This is a genomic window from Stenotrophomonas sp., assembly GCF_032103445.1.
Classification (GTDB): Bacteria; Pseudomonadota; Gammaproteobacteria; order Xanthomonadales; family Xanthomonadaceae; genus Stenotrophomonas.
In genome coordinates this window covers 33,342-49,450 of record NZ_DAMDFR010000010.1, presented here as the reverse complement: position 1 = coordinate 49,450, position 16,109 = coordinate 33,342, and the positions used below count along the sequence as shown (strand labels likewise).

Sequence of the window (16,109 nt, the reverse complement as noted above, 5' to 3'; positions counted from 1 at the left end):
GCCCCAGCACGGCCATCTTGACATAGCGTCACGGCGTTGCCGCTTCGGGCGAGAGGGTATGGATGACCTTCCCTTGCGCATCCAGAAACTCAATCGCACCATAGCCTTCTTCGGTGACCGTCAGCCTGAGCCGTGGCCGATCCGCCTTGTCGCTCAAGGCAATCGCCGGCGTCCCATCCGCCCCCACCACTATCTGGATGCGGGTGGGAGTCTGCACCCCTGGAATCAACCGGTCGCCCAGCTTGGGCTCGCGCACCAGCGGCGGTGCCTGGTTGATCGAGAAGCGGGTCTCGCCGTCGGGCGAAACGCGCCAGCCGATGGCATCCATGGCCGGGTGGTCCAGCGCCAGCACCGCCATGCCACCGTTGACGTCGGCCGTACCAAAGCCGCCGCGCTCGCTGCCCTTGTCGTCGTAAAGCACCATCCCGGCCACGTTGAAGGCGCGCTTGTACTGCAGGCCATCGATGATGGGGGCCGGGGTCTGGCCTGAAAGTGTCATGCGGATCACGCCTTTTTCGTCCACGATGTCGATGCGTCGAGCCGTAATGCGTTCCTGATCGGGCTTTTCCACCCGGGTCTGCGGCGAGTCGCTGACGATGAGCTTCTGCAACTGCTCAACCGAGGGGCGCTTTGGGCTGACCTCCTGGGCATGGGCGGTAACGGCGAACATGGCGGTCAAAACAACGGCGGTGATGGCACTACGCGTCATGAGGGCTCCTGATATGGCCGGTGCCAGGGTGCCTGGCATGGCCCCTGGGTGAGCCGAAGCGTACCCCGGGTGACGCCGCACCGCCATGTGCTTCCCAGCGCCCGGGCCTCAGGCTTTTCCACGGCGCTTCGCCGCCATCACAAACGGGATTCCCACCACCACATTGAGCAGCACGAACACCAGTACGGACACCAGCGCCAGCTTGGCGTCCGGCACGCTTGCTCCAATGACCGCCAGCGCCACGCCCGGGTGCCGTGTGGCGGATGCGAGCGCCAGTGCCCTTCGAATGCCGGGCTCCGACCCGCCCAGCAGGTAGCCGGCCACCAGACCCGCCGCAATCACCACCAGCATCACCACCAGGGTGCCCTCGCCCACCGCGCGCCACACTGCCGGGGCCAGGATGATCAGTACGCAAATCCCCCCCACCAGCAGCAACAACATGCCCAACCGCCCGATCAGCTGTGAAGCGCGCTCGCTGCGTGCGCCGAGCAGTTTTTGCGCCAGCAGCCCCAATGCCGTGGGCACAACGACAGTGATCGCGAGCGTTTTGACGATGCTGGCGGTGGACACGTGAAGTTCGCGGCCGAACAGGTGCGCCAGCAGCGTCAGGCCAACCGGCATCACCAGAACGGAAACCAGCGCGGCGGTCACCAGCAACCCGAGAATGTAGGCTCCCTCGCCTCCCGACTTGAGCTGCTTCTTCGGAAGCAACGGCGGCACGGGCGAAAGCGACAGCACCAGCACGGCCAGTGCCACGCCGGGGCGTGGGTCGATCAGTGTCACCGCCAGCAGCGCGACCAGTGGCACGATCACGTACATCGATAGGAACGAGCGCAGCGCCAGCGCGGGCCGCCGCACCAGATAGAGCATGTCCTCAGCTCGCGCTCGCATGGCCAGCGACAACGCGCTGAGCACAATGCTGAGCACGATTACCCACTTCAAGGTCATCAGCAGAGACATGGCGGTTTCTCAGGGCCGGGGCCGGAATACCCTCGCCGGAAGTATGGAAGCCTGGCCCCGGACGTACCTGCGTAGTTCTACTGTCCGCAGGAGGTATTTTCCCCACCGCTGAATGCTGGGCAGATCAGGCTCGCCCACCCCGACGCATCACCCGGTGATGGCGCGCTGGCGCAAGCGCCAGCAGCCATGCCACCACAACGCCCATCAGGGGCAGCATCAACCAGGCTCGCGACAGCGACGGCCAAAGTGCCGGAACCAGGATGATGCAGGAGATACAGAACAAGGCCAGGTAACGGCAGGCTCCCATCTTGCGGCGGTACTCCTTGTGCATTCAGATGTCACCTCGATAAGACGGAACCATCGTAGGCGCCGTGCGCGCATCCAATCCATTTCCCCGAGGCGTCATGGCGTAAATTCCGCGTATTGATGCATCCATTTCGGCGGGGCGAGCGTAGGAAGGACAGTCGCCTGGTCGAGGAGTGCAACGTGCGCTGTCTGCTTCTGTGCTGCCTGCCGCTGACGGCAGTTGGAGCTCCCCTGCTTCGCTACGAGGGCGTCGCCACCACGGCGGACGGGGCGGTGGCCTACCGTGAGGTGCATTGGCAGCAGGGCTCCGGCGAAGGGGCACAGCGCCTGGTGCAGTATCTGTGTCCTGGTGGGCAGCCGTTTGCCCGCAAGGAGATGCCCGCCACCACGCTGCCTTTGGCGCGGGGCTACACCCTGCAGGACCGTCGCAGCGGGCAATTGGCGCAGGTACGAGTCAGCGGCGACACTGTCGGCATTGACTGGAAGGAAGATGCACAGGCCCGCGCTAAAGTGCACCGCATTGCTCTTCCGGCCGGTGCGGTCGTGGATACCGGTTTCGATGCTGCCGTGCGTGTGCATTGGCAGGGCCTGTTACAGGGCACGCCGCTACGCCTGCCGTTTCTGGTCCCCGGGCGCGCGCGGTTCTATCCGGTCACGGTGGTACATCAGGGCCCGGTGCGCTGGCAGGGTCAGGCGGCACAGGCCTTCGAAGTGCGGCTGGACACCTGGTACGGCGCACTGGCACCGCGCCTGTCGCTGGTATACGCCGGCGGTGACCGCCGCTTATTGGAGTTTCGTGGCACCAGCAACCTGCGAGATGCATCTGGCAGATATTCGCCGGTAGTCGTGCGCTTCAATGAGCCGGCGCGCGCACAGCCGATGGAGCGCTGGGAGACCGCGTTGAGGCAACCGCTGGTGGCCGACTGTTCGGCGAACGCGCCGTGACCGAAGGCGATTCTGCTCCACGTTGGCGCTTCTGGGCCAATCTCCTTGGCAACCAGGTGGTGTGGTTGTGCGCGGTGGCCGGCGCCGGCCAAGGGCTGCAGTGGCCCGCGTTGATCTCCGCCGGCATTTACGTTGCCAGCCAGCTACTGATGTCGCCTCACCCACGTAAAGATCTTTGCTTGATCGTGTTCGCGATGGCATGTGCATTCGGTGTTGATGGGGTTGCGGCCGCAGGCGGATCCGTTCTTTACGCAGCTGCGCCATGGGGGTGGATCCCGCCGCCGTGGATACTGACACTCTGGGCCTCATTTGCGATGACCCTGACGGTATCGATGGCGTTTCTGCAGCGGCACTGGCTGCTCCCCGTAGTGTTCGGGCTGTTGTTGGCACCCCTCGCTTATGTTTCTGCATCACGCGGGTTCGCGGCAGTGCAGTTCTCGGCTCCTGCGTGGCATGGATTGCTGGTGCTGGGCGCAACCTGGGCAGCAGCGCTGACGTTGCTATGCCGGGTCGCGCGGCAAGCGCCGTTTCAGCCGATTGCGTCAGGGTAGTACATGTCAACGTTCAACAGCACAACCGCGACTCATCCGGGGGATTACGACGATGGATACGGAGGACGCAACGCAGCCCCGTCAGTTGCTGTGCTACGGTCTCCGCGAACAGTAACCAGGAGACATCATGTCAGTCCGTCTGAACATCCTAATGTCCGATGACCTGAAAGAGGCATTGGATCGGGTCACAGAAGAAGCCGATCAATCTGCAAGCGAAACGCTGCGGAAGGCACTGTGCCTCTATATAGCTGCAAGGGAAACAACGAAAGGCGGACGGCGCAAGTTGGGCTTCTTTGATGCACAGACGGGCCAACTGGACGGAGAGGTGATTGGCCTGTAACCCCAGGAGTTGTACGTTGAAGGATGACAACAATCTGGACATGAACGGCATACCAGGTCGCATGTCTGTTTCAATCGAAAGAATGGAATCGCCTGAAGACGCTGCGCTTCGGCGTTTCAAAGACAAGTGCACATTCATCGCGTATATGACAGCTGCCATTCTTGGCCTGGCTGTTTCGCTCTACTTCATTGTCACCAATCACACGCCGGAGAGCCAGAAGTTCAGCTGGTCAGCTTTCACCGGAATCCTGGGGCTCATCATAGGGCGGCAGGCGCGGCGATAACGCCCTGCTCTCTCGCTTCGCTATTTGCAGGCATCGAACACCCGATCGTCCATTCGCCGGGTGAGCTCAAACGTTCTTCGCGATCCGGCGGATTCAAAAGCGGCGGCACGCTGGGCCTTGGCGGTCTCGCAGGCCTCGGGGTCACGATACTGGCTGATGGCAGCGCCCGATACGCCACGTTGCGGTGGTCGACCCCGTACATCGGAGCGTCTGCGAGAATCGAGTTCACGCTGAATCGCATCCAGCCGCGCCTGCCCATAGGCATTTGGCGCTTCCGGCACTGCGTCCCAACGTTTAACCGCCTGTCCCGACGTACACGGATCGGACTGATACACCGTGTTTGCGCCGTCCACACACTTGTACACCTGCTGCGCTGCAGCCGGGCACGCCCAGCACAACGCCAGCAGCACAACCGCTCTTACCTCCATGTCACCCCCTGTTCGCCGCCTGACCCTGGCGGCAGCCGGCCTAGTCTATAGTGCGGACAACCCCTCCAAGAAGGCAGCACGGATGCGAACCCACCTCACCCGCACGTTTCTGGCTGCCGCCCTGCTCTCCGGCGCGTTCCCCGCCTTGGCGGAATCAACCCAGGTGGATGTCCGCGTGCTCGCGCGCGGGGCCAAGTTCATCGGCGGCTACAGCGATTCGGCCCGCGTCGTGCTGACCGACGCGGATACCGGAGAAGTGCTGGCACGCGGCCTCACCCAGGGCACCACGGGGGACACCCAGCGCATCCTGGCGGGAGGCGTTGATGGAGACAAGCGCCTGTCGACGCCGGACTCAGCGGTGTACCGCGCCACGCTGGATCTGGCCAAACCGCGACGTGTCACCGCCACCGTCACCGGTCCGCTCAGCCAACCGCAGGCGGCTACTACGGTTACCAGTACCCAGTGGCTGCTGCCGGGGCGTCACGTAACCCAAGGCGATGGCTGGATACTCGAACTTCCCGGGCTGGTAGTGGACCTGGTTGAGCCCGCGGCGTTCCAGCCCACCAAGGCGGGCACCGCGCTGCCGCTGCAGGCCGCAGTGACCATGATGTGCGGTTGTGCGCTCTCGGAAGATGGCCCGTGGAAAGCCGGGGCCGTCGAGGTGGACTATCAGGTCACCGTCAACGGAAAGGCACAGCCCCTGCAGCGGATGCGCTTCGACGCGGCCAGTGGACGCTACAACGCAACGATGGTGCCGCGTGATGCCGGCATCCATGAGATTGAAGTGCGCGCATGGGATGCCGCCGGCGGCAATGCGGGCGTGGCCCACACCACCGTGTTCGTCCGCTGATCAGGCGGCCAGTCCACCGACCACGTGGAAGGCCAGATTGGCCAACCCATGGCCCAGCACCGGCACCAGCAGGCTTCCGGTGCGGAAGCGCAGCCAGCCACCGGCCAGACTGCCGATGAAGGGAAACAGCCCGCTCATGGGATCGATGTTCCAGGTTGCCTTGCTGTATCCGAGGCTGTGCCACAGTCCAAAGGCGATGGCCGTTCCGATGATCACCGGCCAATAGCCGCGCTCAGGCAGTGCCCTGCCCCAGAGCGCGCCCAACAACACAGCCGGCACGACACCGCGATACACCAGCTCTTCCGCCAGCCCGGGCATCGTGAGCTGGAACGCGAGGGTTTCCGCATCCGCCGAGCCCGGCTGGAACACCCACCCCAGCGCGGAACCCCACACGACAAACCCCAACACTGCAGCCACCGACAGCCACGGCGTGCGCTGCTTGAAGGTGAGCCCGACGGCGTGGCGGTCCAGCTTCAGCACCAGAATGACCAGCACTGAAAGAACAAGACTGTAGACCTTGCCCGACCAGTTCCAGCCACCACCGAACACCGCCAGCGCAGGAACAGTGGACGCGAGCCCGGTAACTACGTCATCCAGGCCCAGCAGCAGCGCGCCGAGCAGCGCCATGCTGATGCGGATGCGCCGATCAAACAGGCGAACCAGAAGGAACAGCGCTGCGCAGATGAGTGTGAAGGTGGCGGCGAAGATCGCGGCGTCCACGTGGGTGCACTCCAATAGTGAAATCAAAAGGGGGCGCGACCTCACGATCGCGCCCCCCTCAGGCCGTGTTTCTTACTTCTTCACGTTCGCGGTATGGCCCTTCAGCGCTTCCGCCAACCCCGGCACACCTTCCGCGCCAGTGGGCACGGTAATGCTGGAACCGGTGAAGTCCTTCCCTATCGGTTCGACGCGTCCACCCAGGCACTGCGCCAGGAAGCCCTCGGTGACGGCGTTGAAGGCCTTGCTGTTCTCTGGCCGTGCAAAGCCATGGCCTTCGTCAGGGAACAGCGCGTAAGTCACCGGAATCCCCTTGGCCTGCATCGCCTTGACGATCTGGTCGCTTTCCGGTTGCTTCACGCGCGGGTCATTGGCACCCTGCCCGATCAGCAGCGGCTTGCTGATCTTGTCGACGTGGCTGAGCGGTGACCGCTCTTCCAGCAGCTTCTTGCCTTCCGGCGTGCGCGGGTCGCCCACGCGCTTGGCGAACTGCTCGAAGAACGACGCCCAGTACGGCGGAATGGTGGACAGCAGGGTGTTGAGGTTCGACGGCCCGACCAGGTCCACACCGCACTTGAAGGTGTCAGGGGTGAAGGTGAGGCCCACCAGCGTGGCGTAGCCGCCATAGCTGCCGCCGAAGATCGCCACCTGGTCTTTCGTGGTGACCTTGTTGTCAACCGCCCACTGCACTGCATCCAGCAGGTCATCGTGCATCTTGCCGGCCCACTCGCCGTTACCGGCGTTGGTGAACGTCTTACCGAAGCCGGTGGAGCCGCGATAGTTCACCTGCAGCACCGCATAGCCACGGTTGGCCAACCATTGGCCGTAGCCGCTGTAGCCATAGCTGTCGCGCGCCCAGGGACCACCGTGCACGACCAGCACCAGCGGCACCGGCTTGTCGGCCTTGCCGTCCGCATCAGCGTCTGCAACCTTGGGCAGGGTCAGGTAGCTCACCAGGTTCAGGCCGTCGCGCGCCTTGATCTCCTGCGGCCACTGCTTCACCAGCGGCTTGCCCTCCAGCGCGGGACGCGCCCCGAACAGCTTGGTCAGCTTGCCGCCATCGGCACGGTCATAGCGGTAGTACAGCACCGGCTGCTCGGCGGCCGAGTACGCCACGATCCAGGTCTTGTCGTCCAGAGTGCGCGAGTTGATCGAAATGTCGCCGGGACCGATCTCTTTCAGCTTCTTGAGGTCGGCGCCGATGGTGTCATCCAGCGGCTTCCACTCTTCACGCAGGTAATCGACCGCCACCGCCTGCACCTTGCCGGTCCTCGGGTCGGACAGACTGTCGCTGATGTCGGCGCGGGCGTCTTCGGCCACCAGCGTGCGCTCGCCACTGGTGGTATCCATGGCAAACAGCGCCGACGTATCACGATTGCGTGAGTCGAACAGATACAGCGTGCTGCCGTCGGTGGTCATGCCCGCCGGCCCGGTGGTGAGACCGTCTTCAAACGGGATCTCGTCGATCTTGCTCCAACCGCCCTTGCCATCCGGTTTCAGAATGTCGCTGCCGCCGTCATCGCGCGAGCGCGTGGCATAGCGCACCTGGTAATTGGCATCCGCCACGTAGCTGGACAGGTCATCAGTGTTCTTCACCACTTCCGTGCGCTTGCCGGTGGCCAGATCGACGCTGTAGAGGTCGTGCCACTTCGGGTCGCGGTCGTTCATCGACACCAGCACCGCATCCGGCTTGAGATGGCTCAAGCCCACCACTTCGGCGCGGGTCTTCGGGAACGGCGAAAGGTCCTTCTCCGCACCGCTGTTCACATCCACGGCAAAGGCGTGGAAGTCTTCATCGCCGCCTGTGTCACGCAGGTACACCAGGGTGCCGGGACGGTAGCTCCAGAAGTGATTGCGGATGCCACGCGAGGCGTCCTTGGTCACCGCTTTGGCCGCATTGATGTCGTTGGCCGGGGCGACCCAGACATTCAGCACACCGTTAACCGGTGCGATCCAGCTGATGAACTGCCCGTCCGGACTGAGCTGCACCGAAACGCGCTCCGGGTTGCCGAACAGCGCGTCACGCGGAATCAGTTCCGGCTCGGCGGGTGCTGCCGTGGCGGAAGGGGCGGCGGCAGTTCCGTCGCTGGAGGTGGATTCAGAAGCCGGCTTGCAGCCGGCAAGGGCAAGAACAACAGCAGAAACCAACAACGTAGTGCGCATGACCTGCTCCTTTGGATGCGACGCTGGGGATTCAACCGATACGGGCGCGGCCCGACATGCACAGCAGCGAAGCACGCGCTTTATCGAGTGTGACCGCCATGACTCCGGCCAACAATAGGCACGAAGTCACGCTTCGACACATCGCGTGGCGGTGATCGCCGGGGTCAGTCCTTGACCACCGGCAGCACGATCGCACTGGGCGTATCCGCGCCGAAGTAGACCCGCTGGGTCGCCTTCACATAGTCGCCGGCCTTGGCATCGAAGATGTTCGGCACATAGTGCTGCGGGTTGCGGTCGTACAGCGGGAACAGCGTTGACTGCACCTGCACCATGATCCGGTGGCCGGCCTTGAAGGTGTGGTTCACGTTCGGCAGCCCGAAGCGGTAACGCTCAACTTTGTCCGGCTGCAGCGGCTGCGGCTGGGCCAGGCTGTGCACATACCGGCCACGGAAGATCTCGATGCCCACCGGCAGCTCATAGCCGGCCATGTCCGGCGTATAGGTATCGCCATCCGGGTAGACATCCACCAGTTTCACCACCCAGTCGCTGTCGGTGCCGCTGGTCGCCGCAAACAGATCCACCTGCGGCGCGCCCATGATGTGCACGTCCTTGTCCAGCGGCGGGGTCTGGTAGACCAGCACGTCGGTGCGGTCGCTCACGAAACGCTGGTCGTGCACCAGCCACGGCTTCCACACGTCCGCATCGTTGGCGTGGATGGGGCGCGGCACGAACGGCACCGGCTTGGCCGGATCGGAGATGTAGCTGTCATTGCCCTCTGCGGACGGCGCGGTGAAGCCCAGTGAGAACTTCTGCCCCAGATAGAGCGGCGTCGGTGCGCCCATCGGCCAGCGCGGCGAGGCATCCCACTGGTTGGTTCCGGTGCGGTAGGTGAGCGCCTGCGGTATATGCGGGTCGGGCGCGCCCTTCAGGTAGTGGTCCAGGAACGGCTTCATGTAACGGGTGCGGAATTCCAGTGCGGTGTCGCCCGGATACTTCAACGCACCCAGGCTGTCGCCCTGGTAGTTCACCTGCGAGTGGTGCCAAGGGCCGATCACCAGATGCAGTTTGTCCTTGGCACCCGGCTTGTCCTTCAGCGCCTCGTACACCGCCGGTGCACCGTAGCTGTCCTCCTGGTCCCACTGCCCCACCACCAGCATGGTGGGCACCTTCAGCGGCCGTGCGGCCATCCATTTGTCCACCGCCTGCTCGGACCAGAACGCGGTGTAGGCCGGGTTCTGCGACAGCTTCTGGTAGAACGGGAAGCCGTCCACGCCATAGGCCCGCGCGTAATCGCCGGTAGAGCCGGCGCGCAGGTACTTCAGGTAATCATCGCCGGGGCCCGACGGCACCGGGCCGTTGTCATTGGCATTGGTCATCTGCCCGGTGAAGTAGCCCAGGCCGATCTGCCGGAACGCGCCATTGTGGAACCAGTCGTCGCCGCGCCAGCCATCCACCATCGGGCTCTGCGGCACCGACGCCTTCAGCGCCGGATGCGGGTCGATGGTGGCCACCAGGGCGGTGAAGCCCACATAGCTGGAACCGGTGATGCCCACCTTGCCGTTGCTTTCCGGCACGTTCTTCACCAGCCAGTCGATGGTGTCGTAGGCATCGGTGGCATGGTCGATGCCGGTGTCGTTGAGCGGGCCACTGATCGGACGGTTGGCAATGTAGACGCCTTCACTGCCATTGCGGCCACGCACGTCCTGATAGACGCGGATATAGCCGTCGTTGACGAACTCGGCATCCATCAGCGGCAGGATGTCGTCGATGTGCTGGCTGGGCAAGCGCGAGGTGGTCTTCGCCGCGTTGTACGGTGTGCGGCTCAGCAGGATCGGCCCATTCCGGGTGCCCTTCTTGAACACGATCACGGTGTACAGCTTCACCCCGTCGCGCATCGGCACCATTTCCACCCGGCGCACGTAGTCGGCCTGCGGGCGGACCGTCTGGTAGCCGGGGTTCATGTCCGGGGTCATCGGCGTGACCGGTGCGGTCTGTGCCCAGGCCAGCGGGGTCAGCAGGGCCAGCGCAAGACCGGCGGCCAATGGGGCGCGCGACCGACCGGCGCACGGCGAACTCAGCGACAACGTCATGCAGAACCTCGTTGCAGGGTGTTATTTTCTAACAACTATGCGCCGCGCATCGGGCGGTTCCCATATGCCGTTGGTCACCCGCCGCGATACCCTTCTGCCATTCACGCACCTGCCCCGCCCATGCCCCGCGCCCTCCTGCCCGTCTCCAATCCCGATCAACTGGCCTACCGTCTGCTGCTGGACAGCGACTGGGCCGAAGCCGGAGGACTGGCGCAGGCACCGGCCGAGCTTCGGGTGCTGTTGACCACCCTGTTCGACTCGCCGGAGCCGATGTGGCTGGCGTGGGGGGCACAGGACAAGCACTTCTTCTTCAATGACGCCTACCTTCCCCTGCTCGGCGGCAAGCTGCACGGGGCCATGGGGCGCGGCCTCCAGGAGGTGTGGAGCGACGTATGGTCCGACGTGAGTGAAGCCATCGACGACGCATTCGCGGGTCGTCACCGCAGTTTCCGCAACCTGCCGCTGCAAATGGATCGCGATGGCTCGTTAAAGGAAACCTACTGGACGTTTTCCTATTCGCCGCTGCGGCTGCTGACTGGCGAGGTCGCGGGTATCTTCTGCGTTGTGAGCGAGCAGACCGAACAGGTGCAGCAGAAGAACCTGCATACCCGGCAGGTGGAGGCCATCACCGAACAGGCACGTGATGCCCACCTGGAACTGGTGCGCGCCCGCGAGCAGCTGCGCCAGGCGCAGAAGCTGGAAACCATGGGCCAGCTCACCGGCGGCGTCGCGCATGACTTCAATAACCTGCTGCAGGTGATTGGCGGTTCGGTGGACATGCTGCAGCACACACTGCCACCCGAGGCGCCGCAGTTGCGCTATGTAACCGCCATCGGTTCGGCCGCAGATCGCGCCGGCAAGCTCACCTCGCATCTGCTGGCGTTCTCGCGCCGGCAGAGCCTCACCCCCGAGGTGTTCGACATCCGCGAAAGCATTCGCGCCCTGTCAGATATCGTCGGCACGGTGCTGGGTGCCCGCATTGGCTTCGAGGTGTCGCTGCCTGAAACCCCGCTTTACGTGCTGCTCGACCGCAACCAGCTGGATACCTCGTTGATCAACATCGCGGTCAATGCCCGCGATGCCATCGTGGGCGAGGGTCAGGTCAGCATCTCGATAGAACGCGTGGACACCATCCCTTCCGTGCGCCAGGCCGCCCCGATGCTGGGCAACTATGTGGCGGTCACGGTGCGTGACACCGGCCAGGGCATCGCGCCGGAGGTGCTCAGCCGGATCTTCGAGCCGTTCTTCACCACCAAGGGGATCGGCGCAGGTACCGGGCTCGGCTTGAGCCAGGTATTCGGCTTCGTCAAACAGTCCGAGGGCGAGGTGGACGTGCAGAGTTCGGTGGGCACCGGCACCACGTTCACGCTGTATCTGCCGCTCACCCAGGCCGGTTCGGCAACAGCACCCGTGGCTCCGTCGCACCGGATCGCCAACGGCACCGGCTTGAGCGTGCTGGTGGTGGAAGACAATGTGGATGTCGCGGCGTTTGCGACCGGTGCATTGGCCGAGCTGGGCTTCAACGTCGTGCTCGCGCGCAATGCCGCCGAGGCCTGGGCCGAGCTGCAACGCGGTGCCGGGCGCTTCCAGGTCGTGTTTTCAGATGTGGTCATGCCTGGCGTAAACGGGTTGCAGTTGGCCCGTCGCATCCGCGACACCTATCCCGGGCTGCCGGTCATCCTGACCAGTGGCTACAGCGAACTGCTGGCCAGCGACCCGAATCACGGCTTCACCCTGCTGAGAAAGCCCTATTCGCTGAAGCAGCTGGCGAGTGCTCTGGCACAGGCCACCCAACAACCGCGGGCGGGTTGATCCGGATCAAGGTGCGCTCCCCGTTGCCCCGCCATCATCAAGGCGTCGCAATGAAAGGGGAAACGGCCATGCTACTGGGATTGGACGCACAGATCTGGCTCGCCTTGGGCTTCATCCTGGCCGTGCCTGTCGGCGTGGTAGGCCTGCTCAAGCTCTGTCTGCGCCGCCGCGGCGGCCTACCCGCAGGCTGGGGCGCAGCGCTCGTACTCTTCATGGCCGGCTGCTGCTCCATCGCCATGATCCTCGACAAAGTAGCGTAGAGCCGGGCTTGCCCGGCTGCTCCTGGCGCTACACCCCAAAACCCCCAACAGGCTCCGTCTCAAACCGCTCACCAAACCCGGTGATGTGCGGCCTCGCCCGCGCAATGGCGTCCTGCACACCCGGCAGCGCCAACGACGCCCGGTGCAGCTCCGCGCTGTCCCACACCTCGGTAATCCAGATCGCATCGGAATCAGTCGGGTCACGCGCCACGACATAGCTGCGGCACCCCGGCATGCCATCGGTCCCCTCCAGCAGAATCGCAATCACCGCGTCACGCTGGCCGGGCGCAATCTTCATCTTGCCAATCAATCCGTACATGGAATGCCTGCCTCAAGTGCGAACCCTGATGATGCGCCGACGGCCGATGGCGATCAATCCACTAGCCTTGCTGGCGCAACCACTCCAACGCAGCCTGCCGGGTACGGTCAGCCACGCCCAGCTCGCGCACCGGTTCATCCGGCACCAGCGACTTTCCATCACCCTTCCCGTTCCGGTCCACGAACAGGGAGCCAGTCAGCTGCAGCACCGTGCCATCGGCGAGCCGGTGACCGGTGTTCGCAGTTGGCACGCCGAAAGTCGGCGCACCAAAGCTGCGGGTGTGGGCCCGGCCCCGGAACGCAACCACCATGGCCTCCCCCGAGCTGCCGGTACGTCCCGAGGTCAGCACCGCCACGGGTACCTGACCGAGATCGGGCGCGGTCGCCGACGCCTTCGTCGTATTGTTTGGCCATGCGTCGCGGCTACCGTCAGGACGCTGAAAGTAGCCCGGTGTCTGCCCGCGCAGCAGCGGCTCCAGCCCGGCCAGCATGGGCCACATGGTGCCGCCGCCGTTGTCGCGCAGGTCCACCACCCAGCCGTGCACGCCCTGCGCGCTGCCGGCCCGCAATGCGTCCAGAACCGCGTCACGGTAACGGACCCGTAGTGCATCATCTCCTGCGCGGATACCTGGTATCGCGAGGTATCCAATGCCGGGCTCCAGCATCTCCCACTGTGGGGCCACGAAGCTGGCCCGCGCAACGCGCGGCTCATTCGCGAGACGTGCAGGATCCATCAGAAAGCTGTGCCCATCGCCAAGCGCCCGGAGCACCTGTTTGATCGCGCTGCGCGCTTCGCCCGGTGTGGCAGTCGCCGCCGGTCGCCAGCGCTCACGGAAGTCCGCCGGCAGTTGCCGCGCGTAGTAGGCATTGTCGGCGATGACCTGCATGGCTTCGTCGTAGAGCGCAATGCCGCTGACGCCCGTAGATGCCGAACGGGCATGGGGTATGAGACGCACGCCTTCAACGGAGAACCGGGCCCCCTGATGCCCGCCGAAACTCAATTCGATCAATCGCGCGGATGCCGGCACATCCAGCGGCAGGCTCAGACCTGAGAGGTCTGTTGGTGCCTGGAAATTTCGCTGAATTCGGTCGAGCTTGCGTTGCCCGTCGTAGGCGATCATCGACACCTGCATGTCACCAGCGTCCAGCGTGCCCTTTTCCATTTCAAGCGTGTAGTGGCCGACGGTACCGGTCTCGCGCTGCACGGCAAAGCGATACCCGCACGCCTTCGGGCGGGCGTCCACGCTGATCGTTGCACCGTGCGCTGTAAGCGGCGACGCTGCGAATGAGCGGGTGCAGTTGCTGCCGATATCCTGGACGCCTTCCCGCCATGGCTTGTCGATGTGATAGACGAGCCAGCCGAACAGCGCAGCCGCAATGATTGCGACGCTGCAGGCCAGCCAGATGAGGATGCGCTTGAAGCGGGGCGCGGAAGCATTCCGGTTGTTTGACATTTCCATCCATGGAGAAAAACGGGTGTGCGGCCGATTTGATTACATCCGTTTCAGATTTGGAAGGGCCGGCCAACGGCCGGCGCTACCGGGTGGGGATGTTTGCGTAGCCCCATGCCACCGATTCGCGCAGCTGCTGCACCATGTGTTCCAGAAACACCCGCACGCGAGGGGCCAACTGCTTCCCCGACCCATGCACGGCGCTGAGCGGTGACGTGGCCAGCGCGAAGTGCGGCAGCACCTCCACCAGCCGACCGGTGTGCAGGTCCTCGGCCACGTCCCAGATCGACTTGCGGGCGATCCCCGCGCCCTGCACCGCCAGCACCTGGGCGGCATCGCCGTCGTCGCACAGGGTGGTGGCCTCCAGCGGAAACGCCACGGTGCCGTCGGGCCCGGCGAACAGCCACTGGGTCACCGGTGGGCTGCCGGAGGCGATCAGGTCGTGATCACGCAGGTCCTCGATGCAGCGCGGCACGCCACGACGACGCAGGTACTCCGGGGCCGCACACAGAATGCGGCGGTTCGGGGCCAGCTCGCGGGCCACCAGCCGCGAGTCGTCCAGGGCTCCGTAGCGCAGCGCCAGCTCCACGCCATCGCCGATCAGGTCCACCAGCTCATCCCGTAACGACAGGTGCACACGAACCCCCGGGTGCGCCCTCTGGAAGCTGCGGACCGCCGGCACCACATGACGGCGGCCGAACCCGTTCGGTGCGGTGAGCTTGAGCACACCGGCCACCACGTCCTGGCGCTGCTCCAGCGCCGCCTCAGCAGCGTCCACCGCTTCCAGCACACGGCAACAATGTTCGTGGAACAACACGCCTTCGTCGGTCAACGAGGCGCGCCGCGTGCTGCGGTTGAGCAGGCGCACCTGCAGCCGCCGCTCCAGCGCGGTCAGCCGCTTGCTCACCACCGCCAGCGACACCCGCAGCTCGCGGGCAGCGGCTGAGAGACTACCTCCGCGCACGATGCGGTCGAAGGTGCGCAGCTCCCCCAGGTCTTCGATCACGCGCGATGTTTCCTTTCAGGCAAGAGTACCTTTCCGATATTGCCATTCCGGAAACAGCCGCGCATCCACACAATGTGTCCATTCATGCCTGCCGGGGAGCGGTTGGCCGTACCGACGTGAATGCGCACGCGGACGCGACAGGATTCGCGCCATGCTGTGCCCTAGCCACCCCCCACAGGTAGCCAGACCATGACCGATGCATCCGGCAAGGGCGGACCCACGCTCAGCCGCCGCCGTTTTTTCCAGGGATTGACCCTGATCCCCGTCGCCGCGGCCCTGCCCGGCTGCGGCCCCACCCCGACCACCGCGGAATCCGCACAGACGGGCCCGGCTCCGGACTACACCCCGCAGTACTTCAGCGCCGCCGAGTGGACCTGCGTCACCGCGATCTGTGACCGGCTGATTCCTTCCGATGAAACCGGCCCCGGTGCCGTGGAATCCGGTGTGCCCGAGTTCCTCGACCGCCACATGCAGACGCCCTACGCCGCCGGCGCGATCTGGTACATGCAGGGGCCGTTCCTGGAAGCACCCAGCGAGTTCGGTTACCAGGGCAAGCTGGCCCTGCGCGAGATCATCAAGATCGGCCTGGGCGCGTTTGACGCCCACTGCCGCAAGGCCTTCGATGGCAAGACCTTCGCGGAGCTGGACCACGCCCAGCAGGAAACCCTGCTCAAGGCCGCGGAGGGCGGCAAGCTGGAGCTGGAAGGCATTTCCAGCAAGCTGTTCTTCTCCAACCTGCTGGGTGAGGTGAAGAATGGCTACTTCGCCGATCCCAAGTACGGGGCCAACCGCAACATGGGGGCCTGGAAGATGATCGGCTACCCGGGCATGCGCGCGGACTATCTGGACTGGATCGGAGTGCGCGACAAGGCGTACCCGTTGGGACCGGTGGATCTGGCAGGGCGCAGGGGCTGAAACGA

17 protein-coding genes are annotated in these 16,109 nt (G+C 64.7%); 8 read left to right on the top strand and 9 right to left on the bottom strand.

What is annotated here, in order from left to right; genetic code table 11:
- Nucleotides 1-28: 28 nt before the first annotated feature.
- Together RT551_RS05970 and RT551_RS05965 are read right to left on the bottom strand one after the other, a co-directional pair.
- The gene (locus RT551_RS05970; RefSeq protein ID WP_313456445.1) at nucleotides 29-709 is read right to left on the bottom strand and encodes a hypothetical protein; all 681 of its coding nucleotides are present in this window, start codon (nucleotides 707-709) and stop codon (nucleotides 29-31) included.
- Nucleotides 710-817: 108 nt separating this feature from the next.
- Nucleotides 818-1,669 carry a hypothetical protein gene (locus RT551_RS05965; RefSeq protein ID WP_313456442.1) on the bottom strand — a complete coding sequence of 284 codons (852 nt, stop codon included), beginning with the start codon at nucleotides 1,667-1,669 and terminating at the stop codon, nucleotides 818-820.
- A gap of 486 nt (nucleotides 1,670-2,155) precedes the next feature.
- Here RT551_RS05965 and RT551_RS05960 point away from each other — a divergent pair, with 486 nt between their 5' ends.
- The 4 genes from RT551_RS05960 (at nucleotide 2,156) to RT551_RS05945 (ending at nucleotide 4,094) form a co-directional block, all read left to right on the top strand.
- Nucleotides 2,156-2,920, top strand: a complete 765-nt coding sequence (locus tag RT551_RS05960) for a hypothetical protein (RefSeq protein WP_313456439.1) — start codon at nucleotides 2,156-2,158, stop codon at nucleotides 2,918-2,920.
- On the top strand, nucleotides 2,917-3,471 hold the full coding sequence (locus tag RT551_RS05955) for a DUF2878 domain-containing protein (RefSeq protein ID WP_313456436.1): 555 nt from the start codon (nucleotides 2,917-2,919) through the stop codon (nucleotides 3,469-3,471). Before RT551_RS05960 ends, RT551_RS05955 begins: the two co-directional genes overlap by 4 nt.
- 127 nt (nucleotides 3,472-3,598) lie before the next feature.
- Nucleotides 3,599-3,811, top strand: coding sequence for a transcriptional regulator (locus RT551_RS05950; protein WP_313456435.1), 213 nt, complete (start codon nucleotides 3,599-3,601; stop codon nucleotides 3,809-3,811).
- A gap of 16 nt (nucleotides 3,812-3,827) precedes the next feature.
- Nucleotides 3,828-4,094 carry a hypothetical protein gene (locus RT551_RS05945; protein ID WP_313456433.1) on the top strand — a complete coding sequence of 89 codons (267 nt, stop codon included), beginning with the start codon at nucleotides 3,828-3,830 and terminating at the stop codon, nucleotides 4,092-4,094.
- Nucleotides 4,095-4,114: 20 nt separating this feature from the next.
- Here the strand turns inward: RT551_RS05945 and RT551_RS05940 are convergent, their stop codons facing one another.
- Nucleotides 4,115-4,504: a DUF4124 domain-containing protein gene (locus RT551_RS05940; protein ID WP_313456431.1), complete on the bottom strand. Its 390-nt coding sequence runs from the start codon at nucleotides 4,502-4,504 to the stop codon at nucleotides 4,115-4,117.
- Nucleotides 4,505-4,604: 100 nt separating this feature from the next.
- On the opposite strand from RT551_RS05940, the gene RT551_RS05935 reads away from it, so the two are divergent.
- Entirely contained in the window at nucleotides 4,605-5,372 is a 768-nt protein-coding gene (locus RT551_RS05935) for a hypothetical protein (RefSeq protein ID WP_313456428.1), read from the top strand.
- On the opposite strand, the gene RT551_RS05930 is transcribed toward RT551_RS05935, so the two are convergent.
- From RT551_RS05930 to RT551_RS05920, 3 genes are all read right to left on the bottom strand, one after another.
- Nucleotides 5,373-6,092: a CPBP family intramembrane glutamic endopeptidase gene (locus RT551_RS05930; RefSeq protein ID WP_313456425.1), complete on the bottom strand. Its 720-nt coding sequence runs from the start codon at nucleotides 6,090-6,092 to the stop codon at nucleotides 5,373-5,375.
- Between the two features lie 72 nt (nucleotides 6,093-6,164).
- The gene (locus tag RT551_RS05925) at nucleotides 6,165-8,252 is read right to left on the bottom strand and encodes a S9 family peptidase (protein WP_313456423.1); all 2,088 of its coding nucleotides are present in this window, start codon (nucleotides 8,250-8,252) and stop codon (nucleotides 6,165-6,167) included.
- A 164-nt stretch (nucleotides 8,253-8,416) separates the two neighbouring features.
- Complete coding sequence (locus RT551_RS05920) at nucleotides 8,417-10,225, bottom strand: CocE/NonD family hydrolase (protein ID WP_313456513.1); 1,809 nt, start codon at nucleotides 10,223-10,225, stop codon at nucleotides 8,417-8,419.
- A 237-nt stretch (nucleotides 10,226-10,462) separates the two neighbouring features.
- On the opposite strand from RT551_RS05920, the gene RT551_RS05915 reads away from it, so the two are divergent.
- Nucleotides 10,463-12,154 (top strand): ATP-binding protein, encoded by a 1,692-nt coding sequence (locus RT551_RS05915; protein ID WP_313456421.1) that lies wholly within the window; start codon nucleotides 10,463-10,465, stop codon nucleotides 12,152-12,154.
- Between the two features lie 50 nt (nucleotides 12,155-12,204).
- Nucleotides 12,205-12,414 (top strand): hypothetical protein, encoded by a 210-nt coding sequence (locus RT551_RS05910; protein ID WP_313456418.1) that lies wholly within the window; start codon nucleotides 12,205-12,207, stop codon nucleotides 12,412-12,414.
- A 28-nt stretch (nucleotides 12,415-12,442) separates the two neighbouring features.
- Here RT551_RS05910 and RT551_RS05905 read toward each other — a convergent pair whose 3' ends face one another.
- From RT551_RS05905 to RT551_RS05895, 3 genes are all read right to left on the bottom strand, one after another.
- Nucleotides 12,443-12,733 carry a putative quinol monooxygenase gene (locus RT551_RS05905; RefSeq protein ID WP_313456415.1) on the bottom strand — a complete coding sequence of 97 codons (291 nt, stop codon included), beginning with the start codon at nucleotides 12,731-12,733 and terminating at the stop codon, nucleotides 12,443-12,445.
- A 61-nt stretch (nucleotides 12,734-12,794) separates the two neighbouring features.
- On the bottom strand, nucleotides 12,795-14,186 hold the full coding sequence (locus tag RT551_RS05900) for a S41 family peptidase (RefSeq protein WP_313456412.1): 1,392 nt from the start codon (nucleotides 14,184-14,186) through the stop codon (nucleotides 12,795-12,797).
- 82 nt (nucleotides 14,187-14,268) lie between these two features.
- Nucleotides 14,269-15,189, bottom strand: a complete 921-nt coding sequence (locus RT551_RS05895; protein ID WP_313456409.1) for a LysR family transcriptional regulator — start codon at nucleotides 15,187-15,189, stop codon at nucleotides 14,269-14,271.
- Between the two features lie 189 nt (nucleotides 15,190-15,378).
- Here RT551_RS05895 and RT551_RS05890 point away from each other — a divergent pair, with 189 nt between their 5' ends.
- On the top strand, nucleotides 15,379-16,104 hold the full coding sequence (locus RT551_RS05890; RefSeq protein ID WP_313456406.1) for a gluconate 2-dehydrogenase subunit 3 family protein: 726 nt from the start codon (nucleotides 15,379-15,381) through the stop codon (nucleotides 16,102-16,104).
- The last annotated feature ends 5 nt before the right edge of the window (nucleotides 16,105-16,109 follow it).